General features: G+C 60.5%; 24 protein-coding genes, 1 tRNA gene and 1 pseudogene. 15 read left to right on the top strand and 11 right to left on the bottom strand.

Annotation, left to right across the window (positions count from 1 at the left end):
* Positions 1 to 354: 354 nt before the first annotated feature.
* The 4 genes from AB7M16_RS03745 (at position 355) to AB7M16_RS03730 (ending at position 4,351) form a co-directional block, all read left to right on the top strand.
* Positions 355 to 690, top strand: coding sequence for a hypothetical protein (locus tag AB7M16_RS03745; RefSeq protein ID WP_453943166.1), 336 nt, complete (start codon positions 355 to 357; stop codon positions 688 to 690).
* 148 nt (positions 691 to 838) lie between these two features.
* Positions 839 to 2,494 carry a recombinase family protein gene (locus AB7M16_RS03740; protein ID WP_453943165.1) on the top strand — a complete coding sequence of 552 codons (1,656 nt, stop codon included), beginning with the start codon at positions 839 to 841 and terminating at the stop codon, positions 2,492 to 2,494.
* A gap of 508 nt (positions 2,495 to 3,002) precedes the next feature.
* The gene (locus AB7M16_RS03735) at positions 3,003 to 3,569 is read left to right on the top strand and encodes a hypothetical protein (protein ID WP_453943164.1); all 567 of its coding nucleotides are present in this window, start codon (positions 3,003 to 3,005) and stop codon (positions 3,567 to 3,569) included.
* Entirely contained in the window at positions 3,566 to 4,351 is a 786-nt protein-coding gene (locus tag AB7M16_RS03730; protein WP_453943163.1) for a hypothetical protein, read from the top strand. The genes AB7M16_RS03735 and AB7M16_RS03730 overlap by 4 nt, the downstream gene beginning before the upstream one ends.
* Before the next feature lie 45 nt (positions 4,352 to 4,396).
* On the opposite strand, the gene AB7M16_RS03725 is transcribed toward AB7M16_RS03730, so the two are convergent.
* Positions 4,397 to 5,476 carry an AAA family ATPase gene (locus tag AB7M16_RS03725; protein WP_453943162.1) on the bottom strand — a complete coding sequence of 360 codons (1,080 nt, stop codon included), beginning with the start codon at positions 5,474 to 5,476 and terminating at the stop codon, positions 4,397 to 4,399.
* Positions 5,473 to 5,775, bottom strand: coding sequence for a hypothetical protein (locus tag AB7M16_RS03720; RefSeq protein WP_453943161.1), 303 nt, complete (start codon positions 5,773 to 5,775; stop codon positions 5,473 to 5,475). Before AB7M16_RS03720 ends, AB7M16_RS03725 begins: the two co-directional genes overlap by 4 nt.
* Before the next feature lie 224 nt (positions 5,776 to 5,999).
* Here AB7M16_RS03720 and AB7M16_RS03715 point away from each other — a divergent pair.
* Positions 6,000 to 6,077 (top strand) — tRNA-Pro (locus tag AB7M16_RS03715).
* Positions 6,078 to 6,257: 180 nt separating this feature from the next.
* Here AB7M16_RS03715 and AB7M16_RS03710 read toward each other — a convergent pair.
* Positions 6,258 to 6,542, bottom strand: coding sequence for a helix-turn-helix transcriptional regulator (locus AB7M16_RS03710; protein WP_453943160.1), 285 nt, complete (start codon positions 6,540 to 6,542; stop codon positions 6,258 to 6,260).
* 72 nt (positions 6,543 to 6,614) lie between these two features.
* On the opposite strand from AB7M16_RS03710, the gene AB7M16_RS03705 reads away from it, so the two are divergent.
* The 3 genes from AB7M16_RS03705 (at position 6,615) to AB7M16_RS03695 (ending at position 9,376) form a co-directional block, all read left to right on the top strand.
* The gene (locus AB7M16_RS03705) at positions 6,615 to 6,848 is read left to right on the top strand and encodes a helix-turn-helix domain-containing protein (RefSeq protein WP_453943159.1); all 234 of its coding nucleotides are present in this window, start codon (positions 6,615 to 6,617) and stop codon (positions 6,846 to 6,848) included.
* Positions 6,845 to 7,957, top strand: a complete 1,113-nt coding sequence (locus AB7M16_RS03700; RefSeq protein WP_453943158.1) for a dienelactone hydrolase family protein — start codon at positions 6,845 to 6,847, stop codon at positions 7,955 to 7,957. Before AB7M16_RS03705 ends, AB7M16_RS03700 begins: the two co-directional genes overlap by 4 nt.
* A gap of 543 nt (positions 7,958 to 8,500) precedes the next feature.
* Entirely contained in the window at positions 8,501 to 9,376 is an 876-nt protein-coding gene (locus AB7M16_RS03695) for an outer membrane protein (protein WP_257187438.1), read from the top strand.
* Positions 9,377 to 9,673: 297 nt separating this feature from the next.
* Here the strand turns inward: AB7M16_RS03695 and AB7M16_RS03690 are convergent, their stop codons facing one another.
* Positions 9,674 to 10,180: a septal ring lytic transglycosylase RlpA family protein gene (locus AB7M16_RS03690; protein WP_246570722.1), complete on the bottom strand. Its 507-nt coding sequence runs from the start codon at positions 10,178 to 10,180 to the stop codon at positions 9,674 to 9,676.
* 337 nt (positions 10,181 to 10,517) lie between these two features.
* Complete coding sequence (locus AB7M16_RS03685) at positions 10,518 to 11,141, bottom strand: TetR/AcrR family transcriptional regulator (RefSeq protein ID WP_349628387.1); 624 nt, start codon at positions 11,139 to 11,141, stop codon at positions 10,518 to 10,520.
* Between the two features lie 121 nt (positions 11,142 to 11,262).
* On the opposite strand from AB7M16_RS03685, the gene AB7M16_RS03680 reads away from it, so the two are divergent.
* Positions 11,263 to 12,237 carry an alpha/beta fold hydrolase gene (locus tag AB7M16_RS03680; RefSeq protein ID WP_453943157.1) on the top strand — a complete coding sequence of 325 codons (975 nt, stop codon included), beginning with the start codon at positions 11,263 to 11,265 and terminating at the stop codon, positions 12,235 to 12,237.
* A 152-nt stretch (positions 12,238 to 12,389) separates the two neighbouring features.
* Here the strand turns inward: AB7M16_RS03680 and AB7M16_RS03675 are convergent, their stop codons facing one another.
* A complete protein-coding gene (locus AB7M16_RS03675) occupies positions 12,390 to 12,629 on the bottom strand; it encodes a hypothetical protein (protein WP_025036674.1) in 240 nt (79 codons plus the stop codon).
* 401 nt (positions 12,630 to 13,030) lie between these two features.
* Here AB7M16_RS03675 and AB7M16_RS03670 point away from each other — a divergent pair, with 401 nt between their 5' ends.
* Together AB7M16_RS03670 and AB7M16_RS03665 are read left to right on the top strand one after the other, a co-directional pair.
* Positions 13,031 to 14,002, top strand: a complete 972-nt coding sequence (locus AB7M16_RS03670) for an SDR family NAD(P)-dependent oxidoreductase (RefSeq protein WP_453943156.1) — start codon at positions 13,031 to 13,033, stop codon at positions 14,000 to 14,002.
* 251 nt (positions 14,003 to 14,253) lie between these two features.
* On the top strand, positions 14,254 to 15,366 hold the full coding sequence (locus tag AB7M16_RS03665; RefSeq protein ID WP_453943155.1) for an alpha/beta hydrolase family protein: 1,113 nt from the start codon (positions 14,254 to 14,256) through the stop codon (positions 15,364 to 15,366).
* 14 nt (positions 15,367 to 15,380) lie between these two features.
* Here the strand turns inward: AB7M16_RS03665 and AB7M16_RS03660 are convergent, their stop codons facing one another.
* The gene (locus tag AB7M16_RS03660; protein ID WP_212255139.1) at positions 15,381 to 15,887 is read right to left on the bottom strand and encodes a MarR family winged helix-turn-helix transcriptional regulator; all 507 of its coding nucleotides are present in this window, start codon (positions 15,885 to 15,887) and stop codon (positions 15,381 to 15,383) included.
* 411 nt (positions 15,888 to 16,298) lie between these two features.
* Between AB7M16_RS03660 and AB7M16_RS03655 the strand changes: the two genes are divergently transcribed.
* Entirely contained in the window at positions 16,299 to 17,786 is a 1,488-nt protein-coding gene (locus AB7M16_RS03655; protein ID WP_172783473.1) for a porin, read from the top strand.
* Between the two features lie 273 nt (positions 17,787 to 18,059).
* Here the strand turns inward: AB7M16_RS03655 and AB7M16_RS03650 are convergent, their stop codons facing one another.
* The 3 genes from AB7M16_RS03650 to AB7M16_RS03640 all read right to left on the bottom strand — a co-directional run bounded on the left by AB7M16_RS03650 (position 18,060) and on the right by AB7M16_RS03640 (position 19,954).
* Entirely contained in the window at positions 18,060 to 18,539 is a 480-nt protein-coding gene (locus AB7M16_RS03650) for a GcrA family cell cycle regulator (protein WP_271498798.1), read from the bottom strand.
* Positions 18,540 to 18,613: 74 nt separating this feature from the next.
* Complete coding sequence (locus AB7M16_RS03645; RefSeq protein ID WP_007603456.1) at positions 18,614 to 18,811, bottom strand: hypothetical protein; 198 nt, start codon at positions 18,809 to 18,811, stop codon at positions 18,614 to 18,616.
* Positions 18,812 to 19,012: 201 nt separating this feature from the next.
* Complete coding sequence (locus AB7M16_RS03640; protein WP_453943154.1) at positions 19,013 to 19,954, bottom strand: acetamidase/formamidase family protein; 942 nt, start codon at positions 19,952 to 19,954, stop codon at positions 19,013 to 19,015.
* A 194-nt stretch (positions 19,955 to 20,148) separates the two neighbouring features.
* Between AB7M16_RS03640 and AB7M16_RS03635 the strand changes: the two genes are divergently transcribed.
* The 3 genes from AB7M16_RS03635 to AB7M16_RS03625 are packed head-to-tail and all read left to right on the top strand — an operon-like array spanning position 20,149 to position 22,935.
* Positions 20,149 to 20,916, top strand: a complete 768-nt coding sequence (locus AB7M16_RS03635; RefSeq protein WP_212255511.1) for a YdcF family protein — start codon at positions 20,149 to 20,151, stop codon at positions 20,914 to 20,916.
* Positions 20,917 to 20,964: 48 nt separating this feature from the next.
* The gene (locus AB7M16_RS03630; protein ID WP_172783477.1) at positions 20,965 to 21,747 is read left to right on the top strand and encodes a DUF169 domain-containing protein; all 783 of its coding nucleotides are present in this window, start codon (positions 20,965 to 20,967) and stop codon (positions 21,745 to 21,747) included.
* A gap of 9 nt (positions 21,748 to 21,756) precedes the next feature.
* Positions 21,757 to 22,935, top strand: a complete 1,179-nt coding sequence (locus AB7M16_RS03625) for a saccharopine dehydrogenase family protein (protein ID WP_453943153.1) — start codon at positions 21,757 to 21,759, stop codon at positions 22,933 to 22,935.
* Between the two features lie 113 nt (positions 22,936 to 23,048).
* Here AB7M16_RS03625 and AB7M16_RS03620 read toward each other — a convergent pair.
* Positions 23,049 to 24,247, bottom strand: a pseudogene (locus AB7M16_RS03620) (FAD-dependent monooxygenase).
* Between the last annotated feature and the right edge of the window lie 93 nt (positions 24,248 to 24,340).

Here is a 24,340-nt window from a genome sequence, read left to right as displayed (position 1 = left end):
CGCGTTTCTACGCTTCAGTGGCCGAAGCCTAGTGAAGCTTTAGAGGCGTGAACCGCGATGCTGCACCGTTGAAACTGACACTGTGCAATGGACGGCCAACTCTGATGAGCCTCCAGCTAATTGCAAGCCGTGTTTCTTTTAGCTCGCGTTTTGCTTTTAGTCGGGCGAAACGCGACACCCTAAATGCAGTTTTAGACCCTAAAAGCAAATGACTTGCTTTTAGGATTTGTTCAATAGAGTCAGGATGATGATGGAGTCTTATAGTATTAAAAGAAACCCCCCTATACACCCTCTTCTTATATGGAACTCTAGGGGTGGTATCTATTCGCGCGCGAGAAGGAAGAAAGCGTTTCGGTGCTGGAAAGCGCAGAGTATTTGTTGAGCAATCTTGCAACGTGCGTGGCTTGTGGTGATGGCATTTCGTGCGCCGGCCATCCCATCACCAAGATAGCTCAAGAGGCGAACAAGGAGCATGCTCTTGGGCTTTCGGCTGCGCGCCGCCGCTTCGCGCGCAAGGTCAAGCTCTATCAGCGCATCTGCAAGCTTAAGCCCGCAGAAGCACGCGAGTTGAAAGCTACGTTCGCTTTGATCGGAGGCAATCGCGTGTTGGACAGCGGCGGCTTGGAAGATGTTGAGCGTTGGTGCCGAGAGGCGGGAGCGCTGCAAGAGCAGGAGAGGGTACTTACCTGATGTGAAACGTTCGGGCTTTCTAAATGGTGTGCTGAGGTCACAAGCCCCAAAAACATTCATGAAACAGTATTGCTGCGTGACTCGCTTGCTAACGGCTCGAAAGGGGCCTTTGCTATTGCGTTGGGTTGGGTCCTTGATAGGCTTGGGCATGAGTAACGAACTCATCGTTCGAAGGTCCACCATTCCGACGGCTCAAATGATGCGCCGAGCCGCCCAGTACGTGCGTATGTCAACTGAGCGGCAGCAATATTCGATCCAAAACCAAGCCGCTGTGATCGCCGCCTACGCCCATGCGCACCACCTAACAATCGTCCGAACCTATCGAGACGAAGGCGAAAGTGGCCTTCTCCTAAAGAACCGTGCGGGCCTTATTCAATTACTAGAGGACGTACAGAGGGGAGAAGCGGATTTCGGCCAAATCCTAGTTTATGACGTAAGCAGATGGGGACGCTTCCAAGATGCAGACGAAAGTGCCCATTACGAATTCGTCTGCAAGCGTAGCGGCATCAAAGTGGCGTATTGCGCTGAGCAGTTCGATAATGACGGCAGCATGCTCGCAAGCATCGTCAAGAACATCAAGAGAGTTATGGCTGCCGAGTACAGTCGCGAACTTTCGGCAAAGGTCTATGCTGGCCAGTGCCGATTTGCTCGCTTGGGCTACAAAGCTTGTGGCAAAGTGGGCTATGGCTTGGTACGCGAGCTTGTGGACGAGAAAGAACAGTCAAAGGGCATTCTTAGAGATGGTGAACGCAAATACCTCACCACCGACCATATTCGGGTTCGGCCGGGTGAACCGCATGAGGTAGCCACAGTCCGATGGATCTTCTCTCGTTTCGTAGAGACAAAATCTGAGACCGTCGTTGCGTGGGAATTGAACAAGAAGCGGGTGCCGACCCGCACGGGCAAGCCGTGGACGCGGGTGATGGTTGGGGCCATTCTCAGAGACGAAAGTTACATCGGGAATCTAGTTTTCAATCGGCGATCATGGAAGCTACGTCAGACACGAACATACAATCCGCCCGACCAGTGGATTCGTGCGGAAGGATGCCTCGAACCGATTGTTGATCGGGAGGTCTTCACGCAAGCTAATAAAATCATCGAAGAGCGCCGCGTCGATCTCTCGGAAGAAGAGATGCTTGTCCGATTGCGACGGACTTTGGTCAAGGAAGGCCGCTTGAGCATCAGTATAATCGATCGCACACCGGGCTTGCCCTGTGTTGCGACCTGCCAAACGCATTTCGGCAGCATGAGAAATCTTTATCGGTTGCTCGGCTTCTCCCCGAAGCGGAACTATGAGTTCTTAGAATCGCGTCCTCTTTGGTCTGAACAGAAGACAGGGCTGGCATCGCGCATTCGCGCTGCCTTAAGAAAAGCCGGGTGCCGAACGAGTACGGGCGGATGGACAGATTCGTTGCGTGTGAACGGCAGCACCTGCGTATCAGTCCGAGCGGCGCGCTGGACGCCAGGTAGATTGGATTCACATTCGCCACATTGGACGGTTCAATGTGATGCGCATGTTCCCGCTGGATGGATCGCCGCCATCAGACTTTCCGAGCATAACCGGGGCGTGTTAGATTACGTTTTGCTGCCAACCGACGGTAAAGTGAAGCGAACGATTAGGTTCTCGGACGCGGCGCGTGAGCGGCGCAAAGTAGCCTGCTTCAAAACGGCCGACGCGCTTGTTCGGGCTATCACCCGGAGGATAACCAAGAATGGCCGTGCTTCCCGAGCCATGCCAGCGCCGCCGAGCACGCGATCGAAAATAAGCCGGCCCAAAACCAAGAGCGGCCACGCGCGGCGCTGATTGATCGCAGATAGAGGAATGCGCCGAGCAGTGTGCCGTAGTTCCGTTTGAAATCTCCGTTGAGCTTCGCAATCTTGGCCAGTTCCGAAGGTTCAGGGTCGTTCTGCATAAGCTGGCTCCATTCACCAGCACCCTATGAACCACTGTTTTGCCCGACGGCGCAAGTGAATTGTGGTAATTCCGAAAACTCAAATCGGGGAGCCGGGCGTCCGTTCCGATGGGTTCAGTGCCAAGGCCAAAACCGACCGTTGCTTTGACGGCGGCCCAACCGTCACGATCTTGAGCACACCGCTGGCGGCGCGGGGCTAAACCGGCCCCGTCTTCGGACCGGGGCCGGGTTTCGCACCGGCCGGGGGTATATAGGGGGGTGCGAAGCACAAGGGTGCCAAGGGTTCGAAGCAGTGCGAAGGAGAGGGTGCGAAGCACGGCCATATGGCGGCGGTCATATTGAAATTCCCGCTCCAGTTGTCATAGTCTTCCGGTAGTGGGTGAGGGAGCGTGGTCCGCGATGGCAGGGACAGAGAACAAGTCGAACGGCGAAACAGCGCCACAAGCCAAGGCGCCTGAAGCCAAACCGCCGGAAGCCAAACCGTTAGTAGTCAAACCGGCGGAAGCCGGAATCGCAGAAGGCTTCACCAGCGATGACCGGGCAGTTTTGGCAGCTTGGGCGTACCTCAGGTCTCACTGGAAGGAGATCGCAGTTTTGACCGGCAGTGCGATCACGACCTTGGTTGGCGCTGTAATTTGGGTGGTTGCCTATTTTGCTACCCAGGAACAGGTCACGCGCATCGAATGCATTCTGTCAACGAACATATCCATTCAGTCACTGCCTCTGGAGCTTGCGCTGATCAAATATCAGTTGGATGAGTCGATGGTGGAAGCGTCAACTCTCGAAGATCGTCTTAAGAAGACGAAGTACACGCCAGAGGATCAAAAAATGTACGCAAGAGTCTCTAGTGAGAGAAAGAGGCTCGAGTCTCGGCAAGACCGGGCAGAGAAGGAATTGCAAGACGCGCGCGCTCGGCAATTGGAGTGCATCAAGGGTTCAAGGACGACGGAGAAGAAGCAGCCGTGAATCGATTTATCGTCTTCGCTATTATTTCTGCGTTAGGCTCAGCATCGGCAGCGCTCGCACAGGTTCCAGACGAAATTAAAGTAGGAAAGTTTCGCGAGTGCCCATTGGCAAGCGCGTGTACGCGCGATTGCAGTCAAACACTGGAATGTTCGGCCAAAGTTGATACGCGTGAGTGCAGGAATCGCAACCTTATAGTTCAGTGGAACGATCCTGTCTGTGAAGCTACGAAGGCATCCCAAAATGCATTGTACGATGCGCAGAAGGCTGCCTGCGAAGCTCAGAAAGCTCAAATGAAAGCGGTGTGTGAAGCGAAAAAGCAAAGTTGTCGAATAGACGCCGAGCTGTGTTCATCACTTCGGAGTGCGGAGATAGCAAGCACGCAAGATGAAGTAGGTCGTGTTCAAGCGATCTTTGACTCGGCACGACAGCTTCCAAGCGAATTGTTTCCGTCTGAGAGAATGCCAGCCGCTGGCAACTTTGGGTTTCCTTCTGGGTATGAAGTGCGATATTCGACTTTAGAGTCCCCAAAATTTTCAGAAATGAGATGGGGACCGTTCACCGAAAATTCGTTGATCGTGCTTCCCGTTCAGGATCGTCTCATTTTCAAGCAGGTAGCGTCACCCGACTTCAACTCGCCTCAGGTCTGGCGCTCTCTTATATGGCTCGGATTTTTGCAGAGGCTCGGTGCCGAAGGCGTCGTGCAGATACTCAAACTGTCTCCCGGTGTACTCGAGAAATCGGCGGACGAACAATTGGCGAAGTTATGTTCAGGCAAGTGCTAGATCGGAGTGAAGGGGCGGCTGGGATAGCCGCCCGAGAATGGTTTCTCAGTTGGACACGGACGCCAACACGTCATACCGCCTCGAAGGCGGCCCGTGCGTCTCAATACGCAAAACACCGGCATCCAAAAGCCGCTGCATAGCGTCTTTCATCTTGGGCTTGGTGTAGCCCTTCGCGTCTCGGTGCTCAGCAACCATCTTCGGCGCATATGTGGCACACGGCTTGGGACTCAGCCGATGGCCTTGCGCTGTCAGCTTGATGAAGGTCGCAAGGAACACGTCATCAGCCGCCCGTTGCGCCATGCTTGCACCGGCTCCGTCGCCGCCCTGATCAAGCACGAAGGCGCCATTGTTCCAGCGCAAAGCAATCTCTTCACCGACTGCGCCGTAGTTGGCTTTCATGACCTTCAATAGACGGCGGTCAGGATCATCAGCATCGGCTTGCAAATACAAACGAGACCGCACGCTGTTGGACCATGCCGTGGAGCCGCTGGTACCTCGACCTGTCATCATGCCCGAAAGGGACGGGTGGCTTAGCAACAGCACAGCGCATTCGTTATCGAGAGCCAGCTTGGCGAGCTTCTGAACGAACTGGCGCACTTGGACGCGCTTGATTTCGTCCCCCGCGTAAACGTCAGCGGCCGGGTCGATTGCGACCAAGCGTGGCCTGGTATCTGCGACGATCTTTGAAAGCTTCGCAAATTGCGATGACATCGATATGCCGCCCAGATCGTTTCCAGTAGCCAACGTAGCGTCCAAGCCTGCCATTGGAATGATCTGCACCCCGGCTAGATCGGCTAACCGGTGGCCGCTAGAAGCCGTTACAGCGGCAAAGCGACGGTGGAGTTCTTCCGCATCATCTTCAGCCGTGTACAAGAGTGCCGGTCCTTGCTGCACCGGCTTTCCGAACCACGAAAGACCAAGCGACATCGCAGTCATCAACTGGATGGCCGTTAGCGTCTTGCCCGTTCCGCCGTCCCCAGACAGGTTTGTAACAACGCCGTCCGGGATCAGGTCTTGCACAATCCATTTGCGCGGTGGCACCGGCTTGTCTTGCCAATCGCGTGGATCGATGATCGGCAACGGATCACGGGCCAGTTGGGCGTTGACGATGGCGTCCCAACTCATTGCAGCGCCTCAATCAGTTGCCCCGCATAAGCATCGAAGCTGTCGAAGCCGGGCCGCATGCCAACACACCGGCTTGTATCGGACAGGGCTTCGTTCCAGCGCTCTACATCGTCCAGGTGAGGGGCGAGTGCCGTGATTTGGTCGGGCGTGAGCGCCACGTTGCGGGATAGCTCGCCTAGGCGCTCGGCTGCGGCGATGTTCCGGGGGTCGGTAGGAAAGCGCTTGGCTACGGATTGGCGCCAACGCGCGGTTCTTCTAAGGCTGGCGTAAATCGCCGCCTCGACTTCTGTTCTAGTCATTGTTCCTGTTGAAAATGGCCGGGGACGCCCGGCCGAGCGGCGCACGAAAAGAAAAACCCGCCGTACGCGGCGGGCAGGGAACGAGGGAAGAACATGGTCCGGGACTTTTCCGGGACTTTTGGGTCAGAAACCTGCGTTTCGTGTCCCTTATGTTCCCAAAAGGGGCTCAGACGGGCTTGCGCTCGGCAACGATTTTCCCTATGGGATCAAAGCCGTTAGGCATTCGGAGCGTGGCGCAGCCCGGTTAGCGCACTAGTCTGGGAGACTAGGGGTCGGAGGTTCAAATCCTCTCGCTCCGACCAAAAACACCAAAAAAGATCAATAGTTTGATCATTCCGGTCTAACCGTTGAAACGTGGTTCCCTTAGTGCCCAGTTAGGGCTGGGGTAGTGCTCGGTCTTCTTGCCGATCAATATTCACCTGTAAAATCAAGGGCCTTAGTCGTCTAGAGCGCTAGTCTGACGGACTAGGGGTCTAAAATCGCTAGGTTTTGCGCTTGACACGCACCGACGCAGCAGAGCGTCGGCTTATCCGATTGTTGAGCGGCAGAGCCTTGTGCCAAGCCAATACTTCATCCGCATACCAAGCGCGCTTGCCGGCGCTGATACTATGACTGGGCGGAAACACTCCGTCCCGTTCCATTCTGAACAGCGTCGTCCGACTTAGCGGCAGGATTTCCAACACCTGTTCGACGCTCAGCATGCGGCGAGGGGCCTCCGCGTTGGGGCGCGGTTCTTGATCAAGCTCGTTTGCGGCGCTGGCCGACACGGAAATCTCCTCTCTTCGTTTTGTTCAATATATCGAGGTGCTATATACTGAACAATAGCCATCCTTGCCCGCATGGATTTGCGGGACACTTTCGCCAGCAACTTGCGCCGTATACGAGCCGAGAAGGGGTTCTCGCAGGATGACCTCGCCTATGACGCTAAGATCAGTCGAAGCTATTTGAGCCAGATCGAGAAGGGCTCGTTCTATGTAAGCCTCAAGGTAATCGGAAAATTGGCTGCGACGTTGGGTGTTGAACCGGAAGAATTTCTGAAGCGCCGAGTGAAGCGGTCCGGAGTGCCTAAATGACGGTAGACGCAAACTCAGGCACTGAAGAAAAAGTTCAATCGCGCCCGTTTAGGCATTTCCTGCAACATAAAAATCTCGCCGGGCAGATTTATTATCACTACTGCTCGATGGAAACATTTCGCCTGATCTGCGAGATGAAGACGCTCCGCTATAGCGACATCAACATGATGAACGATGTTGCCGAGAACGCTTGGGGGCTCGCCTCGGCGAGTGAACGTTTAGAACGACAATTGTCGGCGGTTCTGTCGGCACCTTTTTGGCAGGGATTTTCAGCGATGCGCGGCCTAACTCTGATGCTGGCCTATTTTCTTTTTATTGACATGGCAGTCGCTGAAGTACTTTCCTTTCGGAGTGAGGTACTTCCAAGTAATTTTACAGCTACCATTGGTGGCGAGCTCACGTTTCCAAAAGGAAACGGACCGTTTCCAGTCGTCATCATGTTACACCCGTGCAGCGGATTGGCGCCGGCGCCGCTCGCCTCACTTCAAGCTCACTCCAGAGAGTTATTGGCTAGCGGGTTCGCTACGCTTATCCTAGATAGCTATGGTCCCCGCAATTTGGGGAATAACAAGGCGTGCGGTTCTCAACCGCTGGGCTTTGTAAGAATAAGCGACGCATCTAACGCGATGACTGTCTTGCAGGGTCTCGCGAAAATCGACAAGGATAATATTTTCCTATTGGGACAAAGTGACGGAGCGAGCGCTGCGATCCTCAGTGCACGAGTGGGAGGATCGAAGGGACGATTTCGCGCAGTCGCAGCATATTACCCGGGATGCGAACGGTTGTTGGGAGTTGGTGTCACCTTTCTCTCCCCAACCATTATTTTTGTCGGGGAAAAGGACACTTGGACGCCGCCCACCGACTGCATTAAAGCCAGACACTCCGGCATCGACACAGGCGCAGAATTACAGGTCATTTCGTATCCCAACGCACACCATAGCTTTGATCAACCACGTTCCGCGCCTCTAAAATATTCGGGCCACATATTAGAGTACAGTCGCGAGGCGACCGTTGACAGCCGCAAAAAATATCTCGAGTTTTTCAAGAAATATCTGACTCCGTCGATTGGAGCTTCGCCTGCAGTGGCGACACCTCAGAGACCCAACTGAAATCTGGTACCGGCACCGTACTCGGCGTCCTATTCCGCCGCTGGCCCAAAGCGGCGGTCCCAGAATGTCTGGTCTCGCGCCGCTGTTGGGGCTTAGCGGACATCACCCCGCTAGATTTATGACGCCCTAGCTAGCCCTGGCTTGGGTGGGGCGGGCTTCTGACACGCCAGATTAGCCTCGTAGGGCTCAGCCCTAATTGCGACGAAACAGAGTAGTGCCCAGCACTAAATGCGACGAAACCTCATGAAACGCCGAGGACCTCGTGGACGCCAATGCACTGAAAATTCAGCATATACTTCGTTTCTGTTTGTTTCACAAACTGTCAAGAAAAAGTCTGGGAGACTAGGGGTCGGAGGTTCAAATCCTCTCGCTCCGACCAAATTCCTCAAGAATCGAATTCCTTTCCGGCCGTCGGTTTACCGCGGGCCGGCCGTTTGCGGTTGATTCTGCAACGTCCCGCAGGTGTTGCCCTCGCGTCACAGCGTCCAGCGTCAACATGATTTATGAATTTCGGGCACTTTGGAATCGCGGAGGGGGCGTCCCGTGAGAAGAGGACTGGCTGCTATAGCAGTCTTGGCGAGCGTCGCGTCGGGGGCGGAAGCTGCTGACCAAAGCCCTGCACTTTTGACGAAGGCGCGCCCGGCTGACTCCAACCCAAGCTGGACGGGATTTTACGCTGGCGGCAACGTTGGCGGCGCATGGGCAGACCGGTCGGTGAATTTCACGAGTGACGCGGCCTCCGCTTTCATCTTCAATCCTGGAGTCCCGCTTTTGCCTCCGTTTGCGGGGCAGGTTGCTCCCAGCCCTCACGATTTTTCGATGAGTGGTGTAACGGGAGGGCTGCAAGCGGGCTACAATTGGCAACTCGATGGCAAATGGCTGGTCGGCGTAGAAGGTGACTTGAGCGCATCCAGCTTGCGCGGCGGCGGTCGTGAAACAACGCCGCTTCTACCCCCAGCTTTCGCACAGACCATCTCGGCTGAGCAAAAGATTGACTGGTGGGGGAGCATTCGTGGGCGTCTGGGGGCGCTGGTCACGCCTAGCGTTCTTTTGTATGGCACCGGCGGCTTTGCTTTTGGTCGAGTAGCGACATTTGACGACTACATCGCGAACGGACCGGGTGGCGCTTTCGATATCTCCGTCGCCGGCACTTCATTCAACTGTACGATCGGATCGACTTGCTTCACGGGGACCGATTCCCGCATTCAGACTGGCTGGACGGTCGGTGGAGGCGGCGAATGGCGCTTTGCGCCTCGTTGGAGCTTCAAGGCCGAATATCTCTACGTTGACCTCGGCAAATCGTCGGTGGCAGTCAACGCACTCGCAACGGGCATCGGTCCGAACCTGTCCAGATACACCGCAAATTTCGGCCGGGCGGATTTCCACGTCGCCCGAGTCGGCGTGAACTATCATTTTTGACCTTTGGAGCAGATCGTGCCCTCGGAATGATAGGGACCTCCGGCAATCGGTCGCGCAAGCCTCGCCGGAATGTTTTCCAGTCACCACATCGTTCTATCTGTAAGGGCCACCTACCTCAAATACCCGCGTCGTCTCGTCCACCAGCGTCCGCATCATCTCCGTGGCCATCACGCCAGCACGGTATTGTGCGCGACGCCTTTTATCGCGCTGACGCCGATGAAGGCGGCGAGTACTGGAAGGGTTATATCCACAAGCGCGTCGGGTTATTTAATGTCACCGCCCTTCAAATGTCATCCGCTACAACACCTCGGCACGAACCTGAGCTACGCCGCGATTCGTAATCCCCAAGCTGCGCGCGGCAGCGAGCGAGAGATCGAGGACGCGGCCACGAATGAACGGGCCTCTGTCATTGATGGTGACGATGACGCTGCTTTCTCCATGGGTCACGCGGACCTTGGTGCCGAATGGCAGGCTGCGATGCGCTGCCGTGAGGTGATTCCGATTGAATGACGAACCGCTCGCTGTCTTGCCTTTGGAATACGAATAATAGGAGGCCTTTCCCGAAAAGACTCGATTGAACGATCGCATGCCCGAGCGATCAGCCGATGGCTCTTGTGCGGTTGGAGGTGGCGCCTCAATCTGATCCTTCTTCGTCTGTTCGACTCCAGCAGGCGCCGGCTCTGCCTGCGCGCTCGGAATGATGGACCATCGGTCCTTGAAATCCTGTGCCGCAGCGCCGTTCGCGTTCAATCCGATCCAAGCAGGGAATGTCGCAATCGCCGCCATTCTGATGAGAAGATGCATTGTCGACCTCATGAACGATTGAAGATCAAGCCGACAATGCAAGCTCCCGAGGTCGCGTTCCTAACAAGCGCGGAACGGTGATGGCATACCGACACCGCGGAGCACCTGACTGAGATTGACCGCGGTCCCGCTCTCCAACCTCAAATAATAAGGCATTTATTTTCCGGAATTAAATATATTTAAATATTTAAATCAACGAGGTGGTCGCGTCCGGGCGGAGGTGGGGCGCGCGATACGATCAGCTTCGGAGGCAGGGAGAGCGATCTTCATCAGGCCAGGTGCGAAGCTAGAAGCGTCGTGCGTAGCTAGATCGCAAGTGCCCTGGCTCGGCGCCCACCTACCTCAAATACCCCACCACCATCCGGGTCGTCTCGTCCACCAGCACCTTCACCATCTTCTCCGACAGCATCTCGGCGCCGTTCAGCACCGTGTTGTGCGCGATGGCTTCGATCGTGCTCACGCACATGAACGCTGCGAGCGCGGGATCGATCTTGCGCATCTCCTTGCGGTGGCGTTCGAGATAGGTGCGCACGAGGGCGTGGATCTCGTGGCTGTAGGCTTCGACCTCCGCGAGGTGGCCGGAGCGGGGGATCTGCTCGGCGAGGACGCGGTGCAGGTTCGGATCGATGTGATGGGCCTCGATCGCGACCGTGACGAGGCGGCGCACGGCCTTCTCGATCGGCAGGTCGGCGACCTCCGCGAAGGCGGCGCGCACGACCGTCATGATCGCATCGTTGTGGCGGTCGATCACGGCGGCGACGAGGGCTTCCTTGCTTGGAAAATATTGATAGAGCGAGCCGACGCTGACCCCGGCGATCTCGGCGATGCGGTTGGTGCTGGCCTTCTCGAAGCCTTCCTTGACCAGAATGCGAGCAGTTGCCTCGACCAGCGCGTCGACGGTGGCGCGGGATCGCTCCTGCGAGGCGTTTTTCCGGGGTTTTGTGGGCGGTTTGCGGGCCACGGTCTTGTGATCTGAATGCGAGTAGGAAAAGCGAGCGAATGCTCGCATTATATCGGCAAGTGGCGGCGGGTCGGCAAGCCTCTTTGTCGCCGGGTCGAAACAGCCGGATGGGGATGTGGCGATGAGCGTTGCGAGACTTGTATCGGCCCTTCAATTCTGTCCGGGCGGCTGCGTATTCGGCGCGCGGGCGCCGCGCGATCCAGCACCAAGCCTGCAAAGCCGGGCCTTCAACCTGCTGCTGCGGCTGCTGCCGTTCAAGAAGCAGCTGGCATCAGCCGAGGTCGTGCAGGCACACGTGCAGAAGCTCGCATTGGATCCGGCCTCGTTCGAGCCGACGGGACTTGGCGGCGGCGTCGAGGTGACCCTGACCAAGATGGGCGGCTGGCCGGTCTATTACACCGCGCCGGCGTCAGGCCACGAGGGCTGCAACTACGTCATGTTCCTGCATGGCGGCGGCTACATCAACGAGATCGTGCCGGCGCATTGGCGCTTCGTCGGCGAGATGACGCGCAAGGCGCGCGTCTGCTGCGTCGTGCCGATCTATCCGCTGGCGCCGCGGGCGACCGCCAAGGACGTCGTGCCGGCGACGGCCGAGCTGCTGCGCATGCTGCTGGAAGACGCGGGCGAGGCGAAGGTGACGGTCGTCGGCAATTCGGCGGGCGCTGGCCTTGCCCTCGCCGCCTGCCAATGGCTGCGCGATCGCGGTCATCGGCAGCCGAGCCGGATGCTGCTGATCTCGCCTGCGGCCGATGCCTCTATCAGCCGTCCGGAGCAGGTTGCGATCGCGGCGCTCGATCCGATCCAGGACATTCCGGGCATCGTCGAGGCGGCACGTCTTTATGCCGGCGAGCTCGATGTCGGCCATCCCTTCGTCAGCCCGCTCAACGGCTCCTTCCGCGCGCTGGCGCCGATGACGATCTTTTCGGGCACGCGCGATCTTCTGTATCCCGACAGCGTCGATCTTGCCGCGAGGGCGAGGGCGGTGGGCGTGCCGGTCGAGCTGCATCTCCTGCGCGAGCAACCGCACAACTTCGCGCTGATGCCGACCCCGGAAGGGCGGCGGGCGCGTGCGATCATCGTGCGTGAGGTGGCTTAGAAGGAGGGCGTGATCATTGTCACAGAGCGCCTGCCGCGATCGGTCTGGCGCTGGCACTGTCCGCACGGAGGGATAAGCGGCCCCCGGGGCGTTTCCTCTTGGCTCGGTCGTCCTGGTATCCGTGGTCTTGGCACCAGTAGTTTTGCGGGGCCTTAAGCGTGGCCCTTGATCTCATAGTGACCCGGCACGCATTTGTAGCGCTCGAGGCGCCAGTTCGCGTGATAGATCGGATGCTCGCCCATCCACTTCGCAAGAGGCGCTTGTGCGCCGATCGCGCACTGCATCAGCGAAATCTCGGGCGTCATGTTGCTGTCGGTCACGATTTCCTCGACGCAACTGCCTGAGCTGGCTGCGCCAAGCCGGCAAAGCACGGCAACGACGGTCACGAACATTCCTATCACCTCGTCGGTTGTTTCTGACCACGAAGAGGATGCAAGCGGAGTGCCAGAGCCTGTGACACGCAAACAACACGCTGGCCCAGTCGATTCAACCCAGCGTCCCCATTTGACGATTCGGATTGTAAAAAAAATGCCATTAACCCGAAGCCGGACAAATACGGGGGACCTGCAGGAAAATACCCGGGAATGATCGATTGTCCGGGCCGCGTTGCCTATGAGCCACTTCACAAGGCCCGCACAGCGTCGCCCGTAGTCCGCCTGCCGAAATAACCGAAGGCGAGGATGGCAGCGCACGCTTTTACCCGTGGATGTCGCGCTGCTACAGTTTTGCGCGCGCCGCGGTCAGCGGCGCCGTGACCAAGAAACACACCGACAAGGGGAGGGACCGAAGTCCCATGAAGGATTTTGCTGGAAAGATCGCAGTCATCACCGGCGGCGGCACGGGAATGGGGCGCGAGCTCGCGCGGCAGCTCGTCGCCGAAGGCTGCAACGTCGCGATGTGCGACGTCTCGGAAGCGGCCATGGCCGAGACCAAGCGGCTCTGCGAAGTCGAGAAGCTGCCGCAGGGCCTGCGCGTCACGACGCACGTCGCCGACGTCGCGATCGAGGATCACCTGAAGCGCTTTCGCGACGAGCTCGCCGAGCAGCAGAAGACGGACAGGATCCATCTGTTGTTCAACAATGCCGGCATCGGCGGCGGCGGCAGCCTGTTCACCAACACCCGCGAGCAATGGGAGCGCACCTTCAACATCTGCTGGGGCGGCGTCTATCTCGGGGTGCGCACGTTCCTGCCGATGCTGGTCGCCGCGGACGAGGCCCACATCGTCAACACCGCGAGCGTCAACGGCTTCTGGGCCTCGATCGGCATGAACCAGGCGCACACCGCCTACAGCGCAGCCAAGTTCGCGGTGAAGGGATTTACCGAAGCGCTGATCAACGATCTTCGCCTGCATGCCCCGCACGTCAAATGCTCGGTGGTGATGCCCGGCCACATCGGCACGTCGATCGTCTCCAATTCGCGCAAGGTGCAGAGCGGCGACGGTTCGGAGAAGCTCAATGCCGACGAGGTGGCGCTGACCCGCAAGCGCATGGCCGCGGCCGGTGTGCCGGATGCCGACAAGATGTCGGACGAGGACATCCAGGCGGCGTTCGCCGAGCGCGCCCGCAGCTTCCTGAAGGACGCGCCGACCACGGCCGCGCAGGCGGCGAAGATCATTCTCGACGGCCTCAAGGCGGAGCGGTGGCGCATCCTCGTCGGCGAGGATGCCAAGCGCCTCGACGAGCGCGTGCGCGCCACGCCGGAGCAGGCTTACGACCGCGCCTTCTACGAAAGTTTGACGCAGGAGGTCGGCTGGCGGCTTGGTTGAGGCCGCCCTTGGGGGCGCGCCAATATGGGTATGATGATCGTCATGGCAAGAGAGGCTCGAACAATTTTGTGTGCCAGCTCCTGCCAACGTTCGCCCCACTCGATGAGCTGTGGGGGAGGTCACGCATGCATCATGACGATGTTCAAGCGATGTTGATCTCAAATGCCTGTAATGGCGCGCGCGGCGGCTTGGTCGGCGATCTGAAATGGTTTAGTCAGTCCTGTGTAAGGCGACATAGAACGTAGCTCCCGATGATCCCCGCATGCCTCTCCGAAGACTGGACCCTTTGCCCGGAACGAGAGGACATCTCGGCTGAGTTCACGCGGCTCCTCACCGCAGCCCAAGAAGGCGGCGCCACGATCGCGGAATGCCTGATGATCGCGCGGCGGCTGAAAGGCGCCGACGACCATTCATGGTATCGCGAGTGGAAGACGCTGGCGCAGACCAATCGGCAGCGCGCGGAGACCGCGTTCGCGGAAGGACACCTGGCCAGCGCGCAGCGCAATTGGCTGCGCGCGATGAACTATTATGGTGCCGCGGCGATGCCGCTCGACCCCTCCGATGAGCGCCGCTGGGTCGCGGTGCTGGCGATGCAAGAATGCGCGCGCCGCTATCTCGCCGCGCGCAGCCCCGCCGGAGAGGTGGTGACGATACCCTGGCTCGACGGGCATTCGCTGCAGGGCTATTTCCTTCCTGCGTCATCGGGGAAGGAGCCGGCTCCGACCGTGATCTGCATCGGTGAGCCCGGCCACCGCAAGGAAGAATTTCTGTTCAAGCTCGTGCCGCATGCGCGCGAGCGCGGCTTCTCGATGCTGGCGCTCGACCTGTTCGGCGACCAGCGCGACGATTTTCTCGATGCGCTGCTGCGGCGCCAGGATCTCGAGAGCGCGATTCCCGGCGTCATGGACTATCTGGAGACGCGGCAGGACGTCGACTTCGCCCGCGTCGGGATCATCGCCGATGGCTGGGGCTCGTCCTTCGTCGCACGTGCGGTGCTGCAGGAGCCGCGGCTTGCCGCCGCCGTCTGCGACGGCGGCCTGTGGGACCTGCACGAGCGGGCCTTCTTCGCCAGCCGATTCGCGATGAGCGACGTCAGCATCGTCCCGGTGCCGCATGCGCCGCTGATGGCCTCCAGCGCCGACTGCCCGGTGCTGATCACGCTCGGCGAGGACGGCTGGCTCAAGGCGGACCGGGCGCGTCAGCTCGTCCGGGACTCCCGGCTCGGCAGCTCGGATGTGATGCTGAAAGTGTTCACCGCGGCGGAGACCGGCGCGGCGCAGGCCCATGCCGACAATCCGAGTCTTGCCAACGAATTCATCTTCGACTGGCTGGAATCGCGGCTCGGCGGCGGCCTGCGAATCTAGCGGCGGCGCGACCGTCAGAAGTCCAGGGTGAGGCGGACGCAGGCCTTTTCCAGGCGGGTCTTCAACGTCGCGAGCTTGGTGGTGAATTCGGTGAGCTCGGCCTCGTCGAACTCCTGGAAGACGAATTCCTTGATGGTCTTGTACTGCTCGTTGAGGCTCACCAGGTGCTTCTGCGTCTTCTCGGTCAGGGAGAGCCGGACCACGCGCGCGTCGGTCGGCGAGGGGCGGCGGCGCAACAGGCCCTTCTTTTCCAGCAGCTTGGACTGGGTGGTGACGAAGGAGGGATCGACGTGAAGGAGCTTGGACACGACGTTGACCGGAATGCCGTCGTCCTTGTCGAGGTCGGAAATCGCCATCAGGATCAGCCATTGCGGCCCGCTGATGCCGAGCGTCCTCGCCCAGAACTGACGCAGCTCCTCAAGATACATGTTGATCGACGATATCTCCCAGGTGAAGCGCCTGATGATATCCAGGTTGCCGATGGTGCGCAGGCGCGCGCCTTCCTTCCTCGTCGCGGACACAGCGTCACTCCCGCAAGCTGATTCTCTTTCCCACGGCTCATATGGGGTGGGCATAGTCCACGCAACTCTGCTCTGATGCAAGTGCAGAGCAGGGTAATCGTGTCACGAAAACTACAAATATGACCCAGTCAGTCTTTTTCGCTCAGCACCGGTGTTGCGCCGCAGACACAGGGTTAGTGAAACCACAAAGCTGATCTAATAAACTATTTTGATTAACGGAACTGTGCGGGCATATTGATCCGTGACGGTGGGGGGTTCTCGATCGTCCCGTTGCAGGTGGTTCGCTCACGTCCCTCGCGAATGCGGGTACGTCCGAAAACGCGAAGCGGCCGAGCGGATTTGATGAAGAGACGGGGATCTGGGGGGCCGCACGGTCCGGTCTCCGTCAAATGAGCAACTTGGAGGTTTTAAATGAAAATGGTGAAGAGCCTTTTGCTCGGCACTGCGGCGACCCTGATCGCCGTCGGTGGAGCTCAGGCGGCTGATCTTCCGGTCAAGGCCAAGGCGGTCGAATACGTGAAGATCTGCTCGCTGTACGGCGCAGGTTTCTACTACATCCCGGGCACCGACACCTGCATCAAGCTGGGTGGTTACGTCCGCGCTGACATGCTTCTCGGCGGCGGCGGCGACTATGGCTTCAGGAACAGCTCGAGCACTGTGAACGGCGGGTCCAACAACCGTCTGACCAACTACTATTTCAGCCGCGCTCGTTTCGACTTCAACGTCGACACGCGCACGGCGACCGAATACGGCGTCGTTCGCACCTACGCCGACGCGGTCTTCAGCTATGACTCTACGAACGTCACCGGCAGCAATCCCTCGGCGTTCTCGGCCAGTTCGGCTTCGCTCGGCCTCTACCATGCGTTCATTCAGTTCGCGGGCTTCACCTTCGGCCGCACGGTCTCGATCTTCGACGCTCCTTGGCAGAGCTATCCGGCTGGCGGCCCCGATACCATTCCGGGCGGCTCCAACCACGTCAACGGCGTGAACCAGGTTGCCTACACGGCTGACTTCGGCCAGGGCATCACTGCTTCGTTTGCGCTGCAGGACGAGACCTCGGCGAATAATGGTCAGTCGAACCTCTGGAACGTGTCCTCGGGCACGGCTGCTCAGTTCGTGACCGGCGTCTATGGCGCCAGCGCCTGGGGCGGCACGCGTTCGCCCGAAATCATCGGTCAGGTTCGTGTCGACCAGGCCTGGGGCATGGCTCAGCTGTCGGTTGCCGCGCATGAGCTCCATGCAGCCTATTACGGCGCGACCGAAGTCTCCGGTCATCCCTCCGACAAGTGGGGCTGGGCCGTGCAGGGCGCTTTGTCGATCAAGAACATCCCGACCGGCGCGGGTGACGTGATCAACCTGCAGGCTGTCTACACGGACGGCGCGACGCGCTACAACTTCCAGAGCCTGTTCCCGCAGAGCTTCTTCATGTTCAGCGGAAGCAGCAATGGCGCGTATCAGAGCACCGGGTTCGCCGGTCTGGCTGACGGCGTGTTCGGAACGGCTACCGGCATCGATACCGTCAAGACCTGGGGCGTCCGTGGTGGCTACACCCACAACTGGAGCCCGAACTGGGCGAGCGCAGTGTACGGTGGTTATGCCCAGCTGAGGTACGGCACGACAGGCAAAGGCCTGATCTGCACCAACTTCGCTGCGATCGCCGTGGCCGGTGCGACCTGCAATCCGGACTTCAACTTCGCGGTGGTCGGTGTCAACACCGTGTGGACCCCCGTCAAGAACCTGGCGTTCACGGCCGACTTGAGCTGGTCGCGTCTGGACCAGAAGTACTCTGGCTCCATCGCCAGCCCGGGCATTGCCTCGGCTGCGAAGCCGGCGGCCGTGTACGAGCTGAAGGACCAGAACTCGGTCAGCATGCTGCTGCGCGCTCAGCGCAACTTCTGATCATCGATCGCGCAATCGATCGGAGAACCTCGGCGGGAAACCGCCGGGGTTTTTTCATGGGCATTTGTCTTCTGAAAAATCGAATTGCCGTTGCGGAACACGAAGGCGAGCCATGCGATTCGATGGCGTCAAACTTATTTACTTACTTGAGCTACTAAGCTATATAGCTTTCAGCCAGATACGAAAGTTGCGGCTCTTAGCTTCATGCTAAGCCTCCAGAAACCTCCGGCGATGCCCCGCCGGAGGTTTTTTGTTGTCGAGATGCGCGCAACGTCAGCCGCGTATCGCGCGCCCGCGCACAGGCGGCCGGTAGGCGAGGCGGCTGTGGCCGGCGCAATAGGGCTGGCCGTCCGGCGCCGCGTTGCCGCAGAAGCAGAAATCGTCTGCGCCCGGCGTCGAGATAGGCCAGCGGCAGCGATTCTCGGACAGCTCCAGCAGCGAGCAGCGGTTGGCCTCGTCGATCGGGCCTGCAAGTACCGGCGCATCGGTCTCGCCATAGATCGTGGCGAGCATCTCGTATTGGAGCCGCGGCACGGCCTTGCGCAGCCGCGCCGGCGCCTGGCCTCTGTCCTGAACCTTGCGGTCGTCGACCGTCCGGCCGCGCGTCAGATTCAGCCGCGACAATTTGCCGATCACCGCGTTGCGGCTGACGCCGATGTCGGCGGCGATCTCGCGGCAGGAGAGGCCGGCCTCGAAGTGCTGCTTCAGGAGTTCAATTCGTTCGTCGGTCCAGGTGGGTGAGAGAACAGGCATTTGTGGACGATCCCAGGTTGCAGATGTCGGCCATCCGCTTCTCGAGATCCGTCCGCCTCACGCCCCAAGCGCGCTCACGTCCTGCCATTGTCGCGAATCGACAGCAGTCCGTCCTTGATGGCGAGACGGATGCCTTCCTCGATCAAGGTACGTGCGACGCCGGGAACGCTGGTGCCGTGGGTGCCCTGTCTCACCAGCTTCTCCAGGTAGGTGATGGTCGAGAGCGCCAAGGTTACGGGAATGCGGTCAGTCTCGGCTTTTTCGGTGGCCATGGCCCGAACGCTAGCCTCTTACTCGGGTACATAAAAGTAACGATTAAGACTCTATTTAGGTTCGGGGGTGGAAGTCAAATGCGGGCTGGGCGTGACGCTCAGCATGTTGGAATCGCACGGGAAATTATCCGCGCCTCGGCGCGCCGCGCGGCAGACCAGGCGGCGGGGGCCGTCAATCGGTCGGGGAAGGGGCGGTCCGGCTCAGCCGTGCACGATCGCCTTTTCGATCATGCAATGGATGCCTTTGGCGCCGTTGACAGTCTGGGTCACCCGGAGATCGGCGGCCAGGCTGCACAGCGTGTAGGCGTCCTCGCGTGACAGATTTCGCGTCTCGCCGAGCAGCGCGATCATGTCGCGCAGCGCGCGCACCACGCATTGGTCGAGATCGGGGTCCATCGCCATGGTCATGTAGTGCGTCGGTGTCTCGGCGCGCGGGTAGTCGAGCTTCAGGTCCTTGCGCAGCGTCAGGCGGAAGCGGCCCTTAAGCGCGGTCTCGATCGCGGTGACGCAGACCTCGCCGTCGCCCTGCACGCCATGGCCGTCGCCGCAGGAGAACATCGCCCCCGGCACGAATACCGGCAGGTACAGCGTCGCACCGGCGCCCAGCTCCTTGTTGTCGAGATTGCCGCCCATGGCGCGCGGGATCAGCGATGAGATGCGGCCCCAGGCCGGCGGCGGCGACACGCCCATCACGCCGAAGAACGGCTTGAGCGGCAGGTCGAGGCCCCACGGCATGCGGCCGACCATCCGCGTCCGGTCGAGCGGGATGTTCAGGATCCGCGTCTCGTGAAAATCGTCGGGCAGGGTGCCGGACAGCGGCTTGATCAAGTTCCAGCCCCAATCCTGCCGGAGCTGCACGTCGAGGATCTCGACCGCAAGCACGTCGCCGGGCTCGGCCCCTTCGACCGCGATCGGACCGGTGAGGATGTGGCCCGGCAGCATGCGCTCGCTTGTGGCATGAACCTCGTGCATTTCGGGCGGAATGTGAAACTTGTCCCGATCAGGCAGCACATCAGGCCCGCCGCTGATGGTGTCGACCGTCACCTCGTCGCCGCTGGCCACGGTGAGGACCGGCTTGAGTGCGGCTTCGAAGAAGCCCCAATGGCAGGTTTGGGGGTTGGAATGCAGGTGATGATGGGTCATGTGCCGCGTCCGCTTTCGTTTCATCAGCGCGGGCTTGACCCGGCGATCGATCCTCTTTCAAGAAGATTTCTGAAGATGGCGGGGCCGGTCAAGCCCCGCACAGACCGGCCAAGTCATTCAGGCCAGTAATTCAGACCAGTGATTTCAGCGAGGCTCCCCTGTTTTTCGTTCTTTCCAAGACCTTGGGCACCGCGCTGCTGCCGATCAATCTCCTGGTCGAGCTCGGAATTGTGGCTGTGGTGTTGATGGGGACACGCTTTGCCGCATTTGGCCGCAGGCTTGCGATAACGACGCTGGTGCTGCTGGCGCTCGCGGCGTTCTCGCCGCTCGGCAATCTCCTGCTCTATCCGCTGGAGTCGCGCTTCCCGCCCTGGGACGCCGCGCGCGGCGCGCCCGACGGCATCATCGTGCTCGGCGGCTCGGTCGACACCGATCTATCGGCGGCGCATCGCACGCCGGTCGTCGCGCGCGCGGCCGATCGCCTGTTTGCGCCGGCCGAGCTTGCGCGCCGCTATCCCCATGCGCGCATCGTCTTCACCGGAGGCACCGCGAACCTGATGTCGACCGAGGCCAGGGAGGCCGACTATTCCGCGCCGATCCTGGAGAATCTCGGCATCGCGAAGGACCGCCTGATCCTCGAACGTCACTCCCGCAACACCTGGGAGAATGCGATCTTCACCAAGCAATTGGTCTCGCCAAAGCCCGGCGAGCGCTGGCTCCTGGTGACGTCGGCCTTCCACATGCCGCGCTCGATGGGAATCTTCCGCAAGGCCGGATTTGACGTCGAGGCCTATCCGGTGGACTGGCGGATGGGAGGACGCGACGATCTGTTCTCCTTCACCAATATGGGCGCGGACGGGCTCGGCCGAACGGAAGTCGCCATCCGCGAGTGGATTGGTCTCGTGGCCTACCGCCTGATGGGCAGGACCGGCGAGTTGCTTCCGGGACCGGGCAAGGACTAGAACGAGGCCACAAGAACACGGCGCGCGATCGCCGGCGCGGAGGAAGCCATGCAACAGCAGAGTGCGGACAGGATCGATCTCGCCGGCCTCGTCGCCGATCTCAACAGCCTCTTGCGGCTGAAGACGAATGTGATCGGCATGAAGCTGTTCGCGAGCGTCGCGGAGATGGAGGCGATCCCGAAGATCCGCCGCCCGAACGCAATTCACACCACCGACCAGATCGTCAGCATGGCCGCGCGCCTGGGCTGGACCGTCGGTATCACCGCCGACGATCTCGTAGGCGCGCAATGCCGCGCGGTGATCGGTCTCAGCCCCCAGGACGAGAAATGGCTCGCCGGCGAAAACTATGTCGGGGTCTGGCACGGCACCGCGGAAGACGCGCGCAAGCGCCAGGAGGCGCTGGACGTGGTTCCGTTCGGACACTATCAGGCGCTCGTCGTCAGTCCGCTGGCGAGCGGCCGGCTCGATCCGCCCGACATCTGCCTCGTCTATGCAACGCCCGGGCAGATGATCATCCTGATCAACGGGCTGCAATATACCGGCTACAAGAAGTTCGAATGGGGTGTGGTCGGCGAGACCGCCTGTGCGGATTCCTGGGGGCGGGCGCTCAAGACCGGGGAGCCCAGCCTGTCCTTGCCATGCTATGCCGAACGGCGCTATGGCGGCGTGCCGGACGAGGAGATGCTGATGGCGCTGAAGCCCTCGCATCTCGCCAAGGCAATTGAAGGCATGAAGGCGCTGGCGAAGAACGGCCTGCGCTATCCGATCCCGCCCTATGGCATTCAAAGCGACGTCCGTGCCGGCATGGGCGTGAGTTATGCGAAGAAGTAAAGGCCGATCATGAGCTCTGCGAAATTCGACATCGTCGTCTACGGCGCGACCGGTTTCACCGGCCAGCTCGTCGCCGAATATCTGGCGGCGCATTACAAGGACGACAAGGCGCTCAAATGGGCGATGGCGGGCCGCAGCCTCGACAAGCTGAAATCGGTGCGCGATACGATCGGCGCGCCGGCCGACACGCCGCTGATCGTCGCGGACGCGTCGGACGCGGCGTCGCTGAAGGCGATGGTAGCGCAGACCAAATCGGTGATCACGACGGTCGGTCCGTATCAGCTCTATGGCGAGGATCTGTTAGCTGCCTGCGTCGCTGCGGGTGCGGATTATTTCGATCTCTGCGGCGAGCCGGTGTGGATGCGGCAGATGATCGACAAGTACGACGCGGCGGCCAAGGCGAGCGGCGCGCGCATCGTGTTCTCCTGCGGCTATGATTCCGTGCCGTTCGAGCTCGGTACCTTCTTCGTGCAGGAGGAGGCAAAGCGCGTGTTCGGCGCGCCGGCACCGCGCGTGAAGGGCCGCGTGCGCGACATGCGCGGCACGCTGTCAGGCGGCACCGCGGCGAGCGCGAAGGCGACCTTCGATGCCGTCGCCAAGGACCTCAGCCTCGTCGCCATCCTCAACGACCATTTCGCGCTGACGCCCGGCTTCACCGGCCCGAAGCAGCCGAAGGGCAACAGGGCCGTCTTTGAGGAGGACCTGCAGTCCTGGGCCGCGCCGTTCATGATGGCGCTGATCAACACGCGCAACGTCCACCGCTCCAACATGCTGATGGGCTTTCCCTACGGCCAGGACTTTGTCTACGACGAGATGGTCCTGACCGGCGCCGGCGAGAAGGGCGAGGCCAACGCCAAGCGCGTCATGGCGGCCAATGCCGAGAAGACCGGGCCGAACGCGCCGAAGCCGGGCGAGGGGCCGTCGAAGGAGGAGCGGGAGAACGGCCGGTTCAACCTGCTCTATGTCGCGATCGCCCCCGACGGCCGCATGGTCCGCGCCGGCGTCACCGGTGATCGCGATCCCGGCTACGGCTCGACCTCCAAGATGATCTCCGAATGCGCGATCTGCCTGCTGCGTGATGCGAGGGACGTTCCCGTCGGCGTCTGGACGCCGGGCGCGGCGATGCAGCACAAGCTGATCAAGCGGCTGCAGGACAACGCGGGGCTGACATTCAAGGTGGAGAGCTAGTTCGGTATCGTAGGGTGGGCAAAGCGGAGCGTGCCCACCGCTTCTATTGCGATTGCGGAGAGATGGTGGGCACGGCGCAAGTGCGCCTTTGCCCACCCTACAGCAGCGGAGTCCTACGCCGCCCGCGCGTCATACGCGTACATGAACTCCATGCTCTTCGATCCCAGCGGCAGCAGCCATTTCAGCATCTGATTGCGGACCCAGGCGCGCCGGTGGCGCTGAACTCGCGCTTGCTGTTGCCGTTGCGGCGGGCCATGGCAACGATCTTCTCGGTGCGCGGGCGGCGCTCGGCCTCGAAAGCCTGGAAGGTGGCGCCGAGCTCCTGGCCCTCCTGCATCAGACGAGCGAGCCGCATCGCGTCCTCCAGCGCGAGCGAGGCCCCCTGGCCGGCATGGGGGCTGGTTGCGTGCGCGGCATCGCCGATCAAGAGCGAACGCTTGCGCGACCAGGTCGGCAGGGTCGCGACATCGAGCGTGTCGGTGACGACGATGCTCTCGGCCGCTTCGATGATGGCGGGAATCGGATCATGCCAGCCGCGATGGAAGCCGCGCAGATGCTGCTTCAGCGTCGCAGGGTCAAGCGCGCGGAACATCGCCGCGTCCATGCCGTGTGCCGGCTGCGTGCTCCACCACATCACGCCGTCCATCGGATCGGGGCCGCAATAGCCGTAGCCGAAGAAGCCGCTCTGGCCGAACGTCGTTTCGACGTGCTGGCCGATGGATCTGCCGTCGAGCACGGCGTGCGGCACGAAGCCGCCGAAGCCGATCAGGCCGGTGTCGAACGGCTGCGGGCCATCCGGCACGACCTGGCGGCGCACGACCGAGTGGACGCCGTCGGCGCCGATCAGGAAGTCGCCTTCGGCGGTGGTGCCGTCGGCGAAGTAGGCGATGATCGGCTGGTCGCCGCGGTCCTCGATCTTGATCAGGCGCTTCTCGAAATAGAGCGAGACGCAGGCGCACCAGGCCTTGTCGATCAGGATCTCGTTCAACGCGGCGCGGGCGATGTTGACGGCCGGCTGGCCGAAGCGCCGCGCCATGTCGCGATTGATCGAGCCGAGCTTCTCGCCGCGCTGCGAGTAGAAGTCGAAGGCTTCCGCGACCGAGCCGCGACTGATCAGCTCCTTCGCAAGCCCGATCTCGTCCAGGACATGCATGCCGTTCGGCGCGATCTGCAGGCCGCCGCCGATACCTTTCGAATAGGGCCACGCCTCGTAGATCGCGGATTCGATGCCGGCGCGGCGCAGCAGGATTGCGGCGACGGGTCCGGCGATGCCGGCGCCGATGATCAGCGCCTTGCGGGGACGGTGGGCCATGGCTTGCTCCGGACGTTTGCGTGGTGCTAGGAGAAAATACGGTCGCTAAATATCTTAGCGACTAAGATATATATCAGCTAAGATAAGAGGCCG

The sequence above is a fragment of the Bradyrhizobium sp. USDA 372 genome, assembly GCF_053629095.1.
Note: the sequence above shows the minus strand (reverse complement) of the source record. Positions and strands in the feature narration are given on the sequence as shown.

Bases quoted from the DNA above. Each gene is read 5' to 3' on its own strand.
- AB7M16_RS03740 (WP_453943165.1), top strand. From the start codon at position 839: ATGAGTAACGAACTCATCGTTCGAAGGTCCACCATTCCGACGGCTCAA.
- AB7M16_RS03735 (WP_453943164.1), top strand. From the start codon at position 3,003: ATGGCAGGGACAGAGAACAAGTCGAACGGCGAAACAGCGCCACAAGCC.
- AB7M16_RS03725 (WP_453943162.1), bottom strand. From the start codon at position 5,476: ATGAGTTGGGACGCCATCGTCAACGCCCAACTGGCCCGTGATCCGTTG.
- AB7M16_RS03720 (WP_453943161.1), bottom strand. From the start codon at position 5,775: ATGACTAGAACAGAAGTCGAGGCGGCGATTTACGCCAGCCTTAGAAGA.
- AB7M16_RS03705 (WP_453943159.1), top strand. From the start codon at position 6,615: ATGGATTTGCGGGACACTTTCGCCAGCAACTTGCGCCGTATACGAGCC.
- AB7M16_RS03700 (WP_453943158.1), top strand. From the start codon at position 6,845: ATGACGGTAGACGCAAACTCAGGCACTGAAGAAAAAGTTCAATCGCGC.
- AB7M16_RS03690 (WP_246570722.1), bottom strand. From the start codon at position 10,180: ATGCATCTTCTCATCAGAATGGCGGCGATTGCGACATTCCCTGCTTGG.
- AB7M16_RS03680 (WP_453943157.1), top strand. From the start codon at position 11,263: ATGAGCGTTGCGAGACTTGTATCGGCCCTTCAATTCTGTCCGGGCGGC.
- AB7M16_RS03675 (WP_025036674.1), bottom strand. From the start codon at position 12,629: ATGTTCGTGACCGTCGTTGCCGTGCTTTGCCGGCTTGGCGCAGCCAGC.
- AB7M16_RS03670 (WP_453943156.1), top strand. From the start codon at position 13,031: ATGAAGGATTTTGCTGGAAAGATCGCAGTCATCACCGGCGGCGGCACG.
- AB7M16_RS03665 (WP_453943155.1), top strand. From the start codon at position 14,254: ATGATCCCCGCATGCCTCTCCGAAGACTGGACCCTTTGCCCGGAACGA.
- AB7M16_RS03655 (WP_172783473.1), top strand. From the start codon at position 16,299: ATGAAAATGGTGAAGAGCCTTTTGCTCGGCACTGCGGCGACCCTGATC.
- AB7M16_RS03650 (WP_271498798.1), bottom strand. From the start codon at position 18,539: ATGCCTGTTCTCTCACCCACCTGGACCGACGAACGAATTGAACTCCTG.
- AB7M16_RS03645 (WP_007603456.1), bottom strand. From the start codon at position 18,811: ATGGCCACCGAAAAAGCCGAGACTGACCGCATTCCCGTAACCTTGGCG.
- AB7M16_RS03640 (WP_453943154.1), bottom strand. From the start codon at position 19,954: ATGACCCATCATCACCTGCATTCCAACCCCCAAACCTGCCATTGGGGC.
- AB7M16_RS03630 (WP_172783477.1), top strand. From the start codon at position 20,965: ATGCAACAGCAGAGTGCGGACAGGATCGATCTCGCCGGCCTCGTCGCC.
- AB7M16_RS03625 (WP_453943153.1), top strand. From the start codon at position 21,757: ATGAGCTCTGCGAAATTCGACATCGTCGTCTACGGCGCGACCGGTTTC.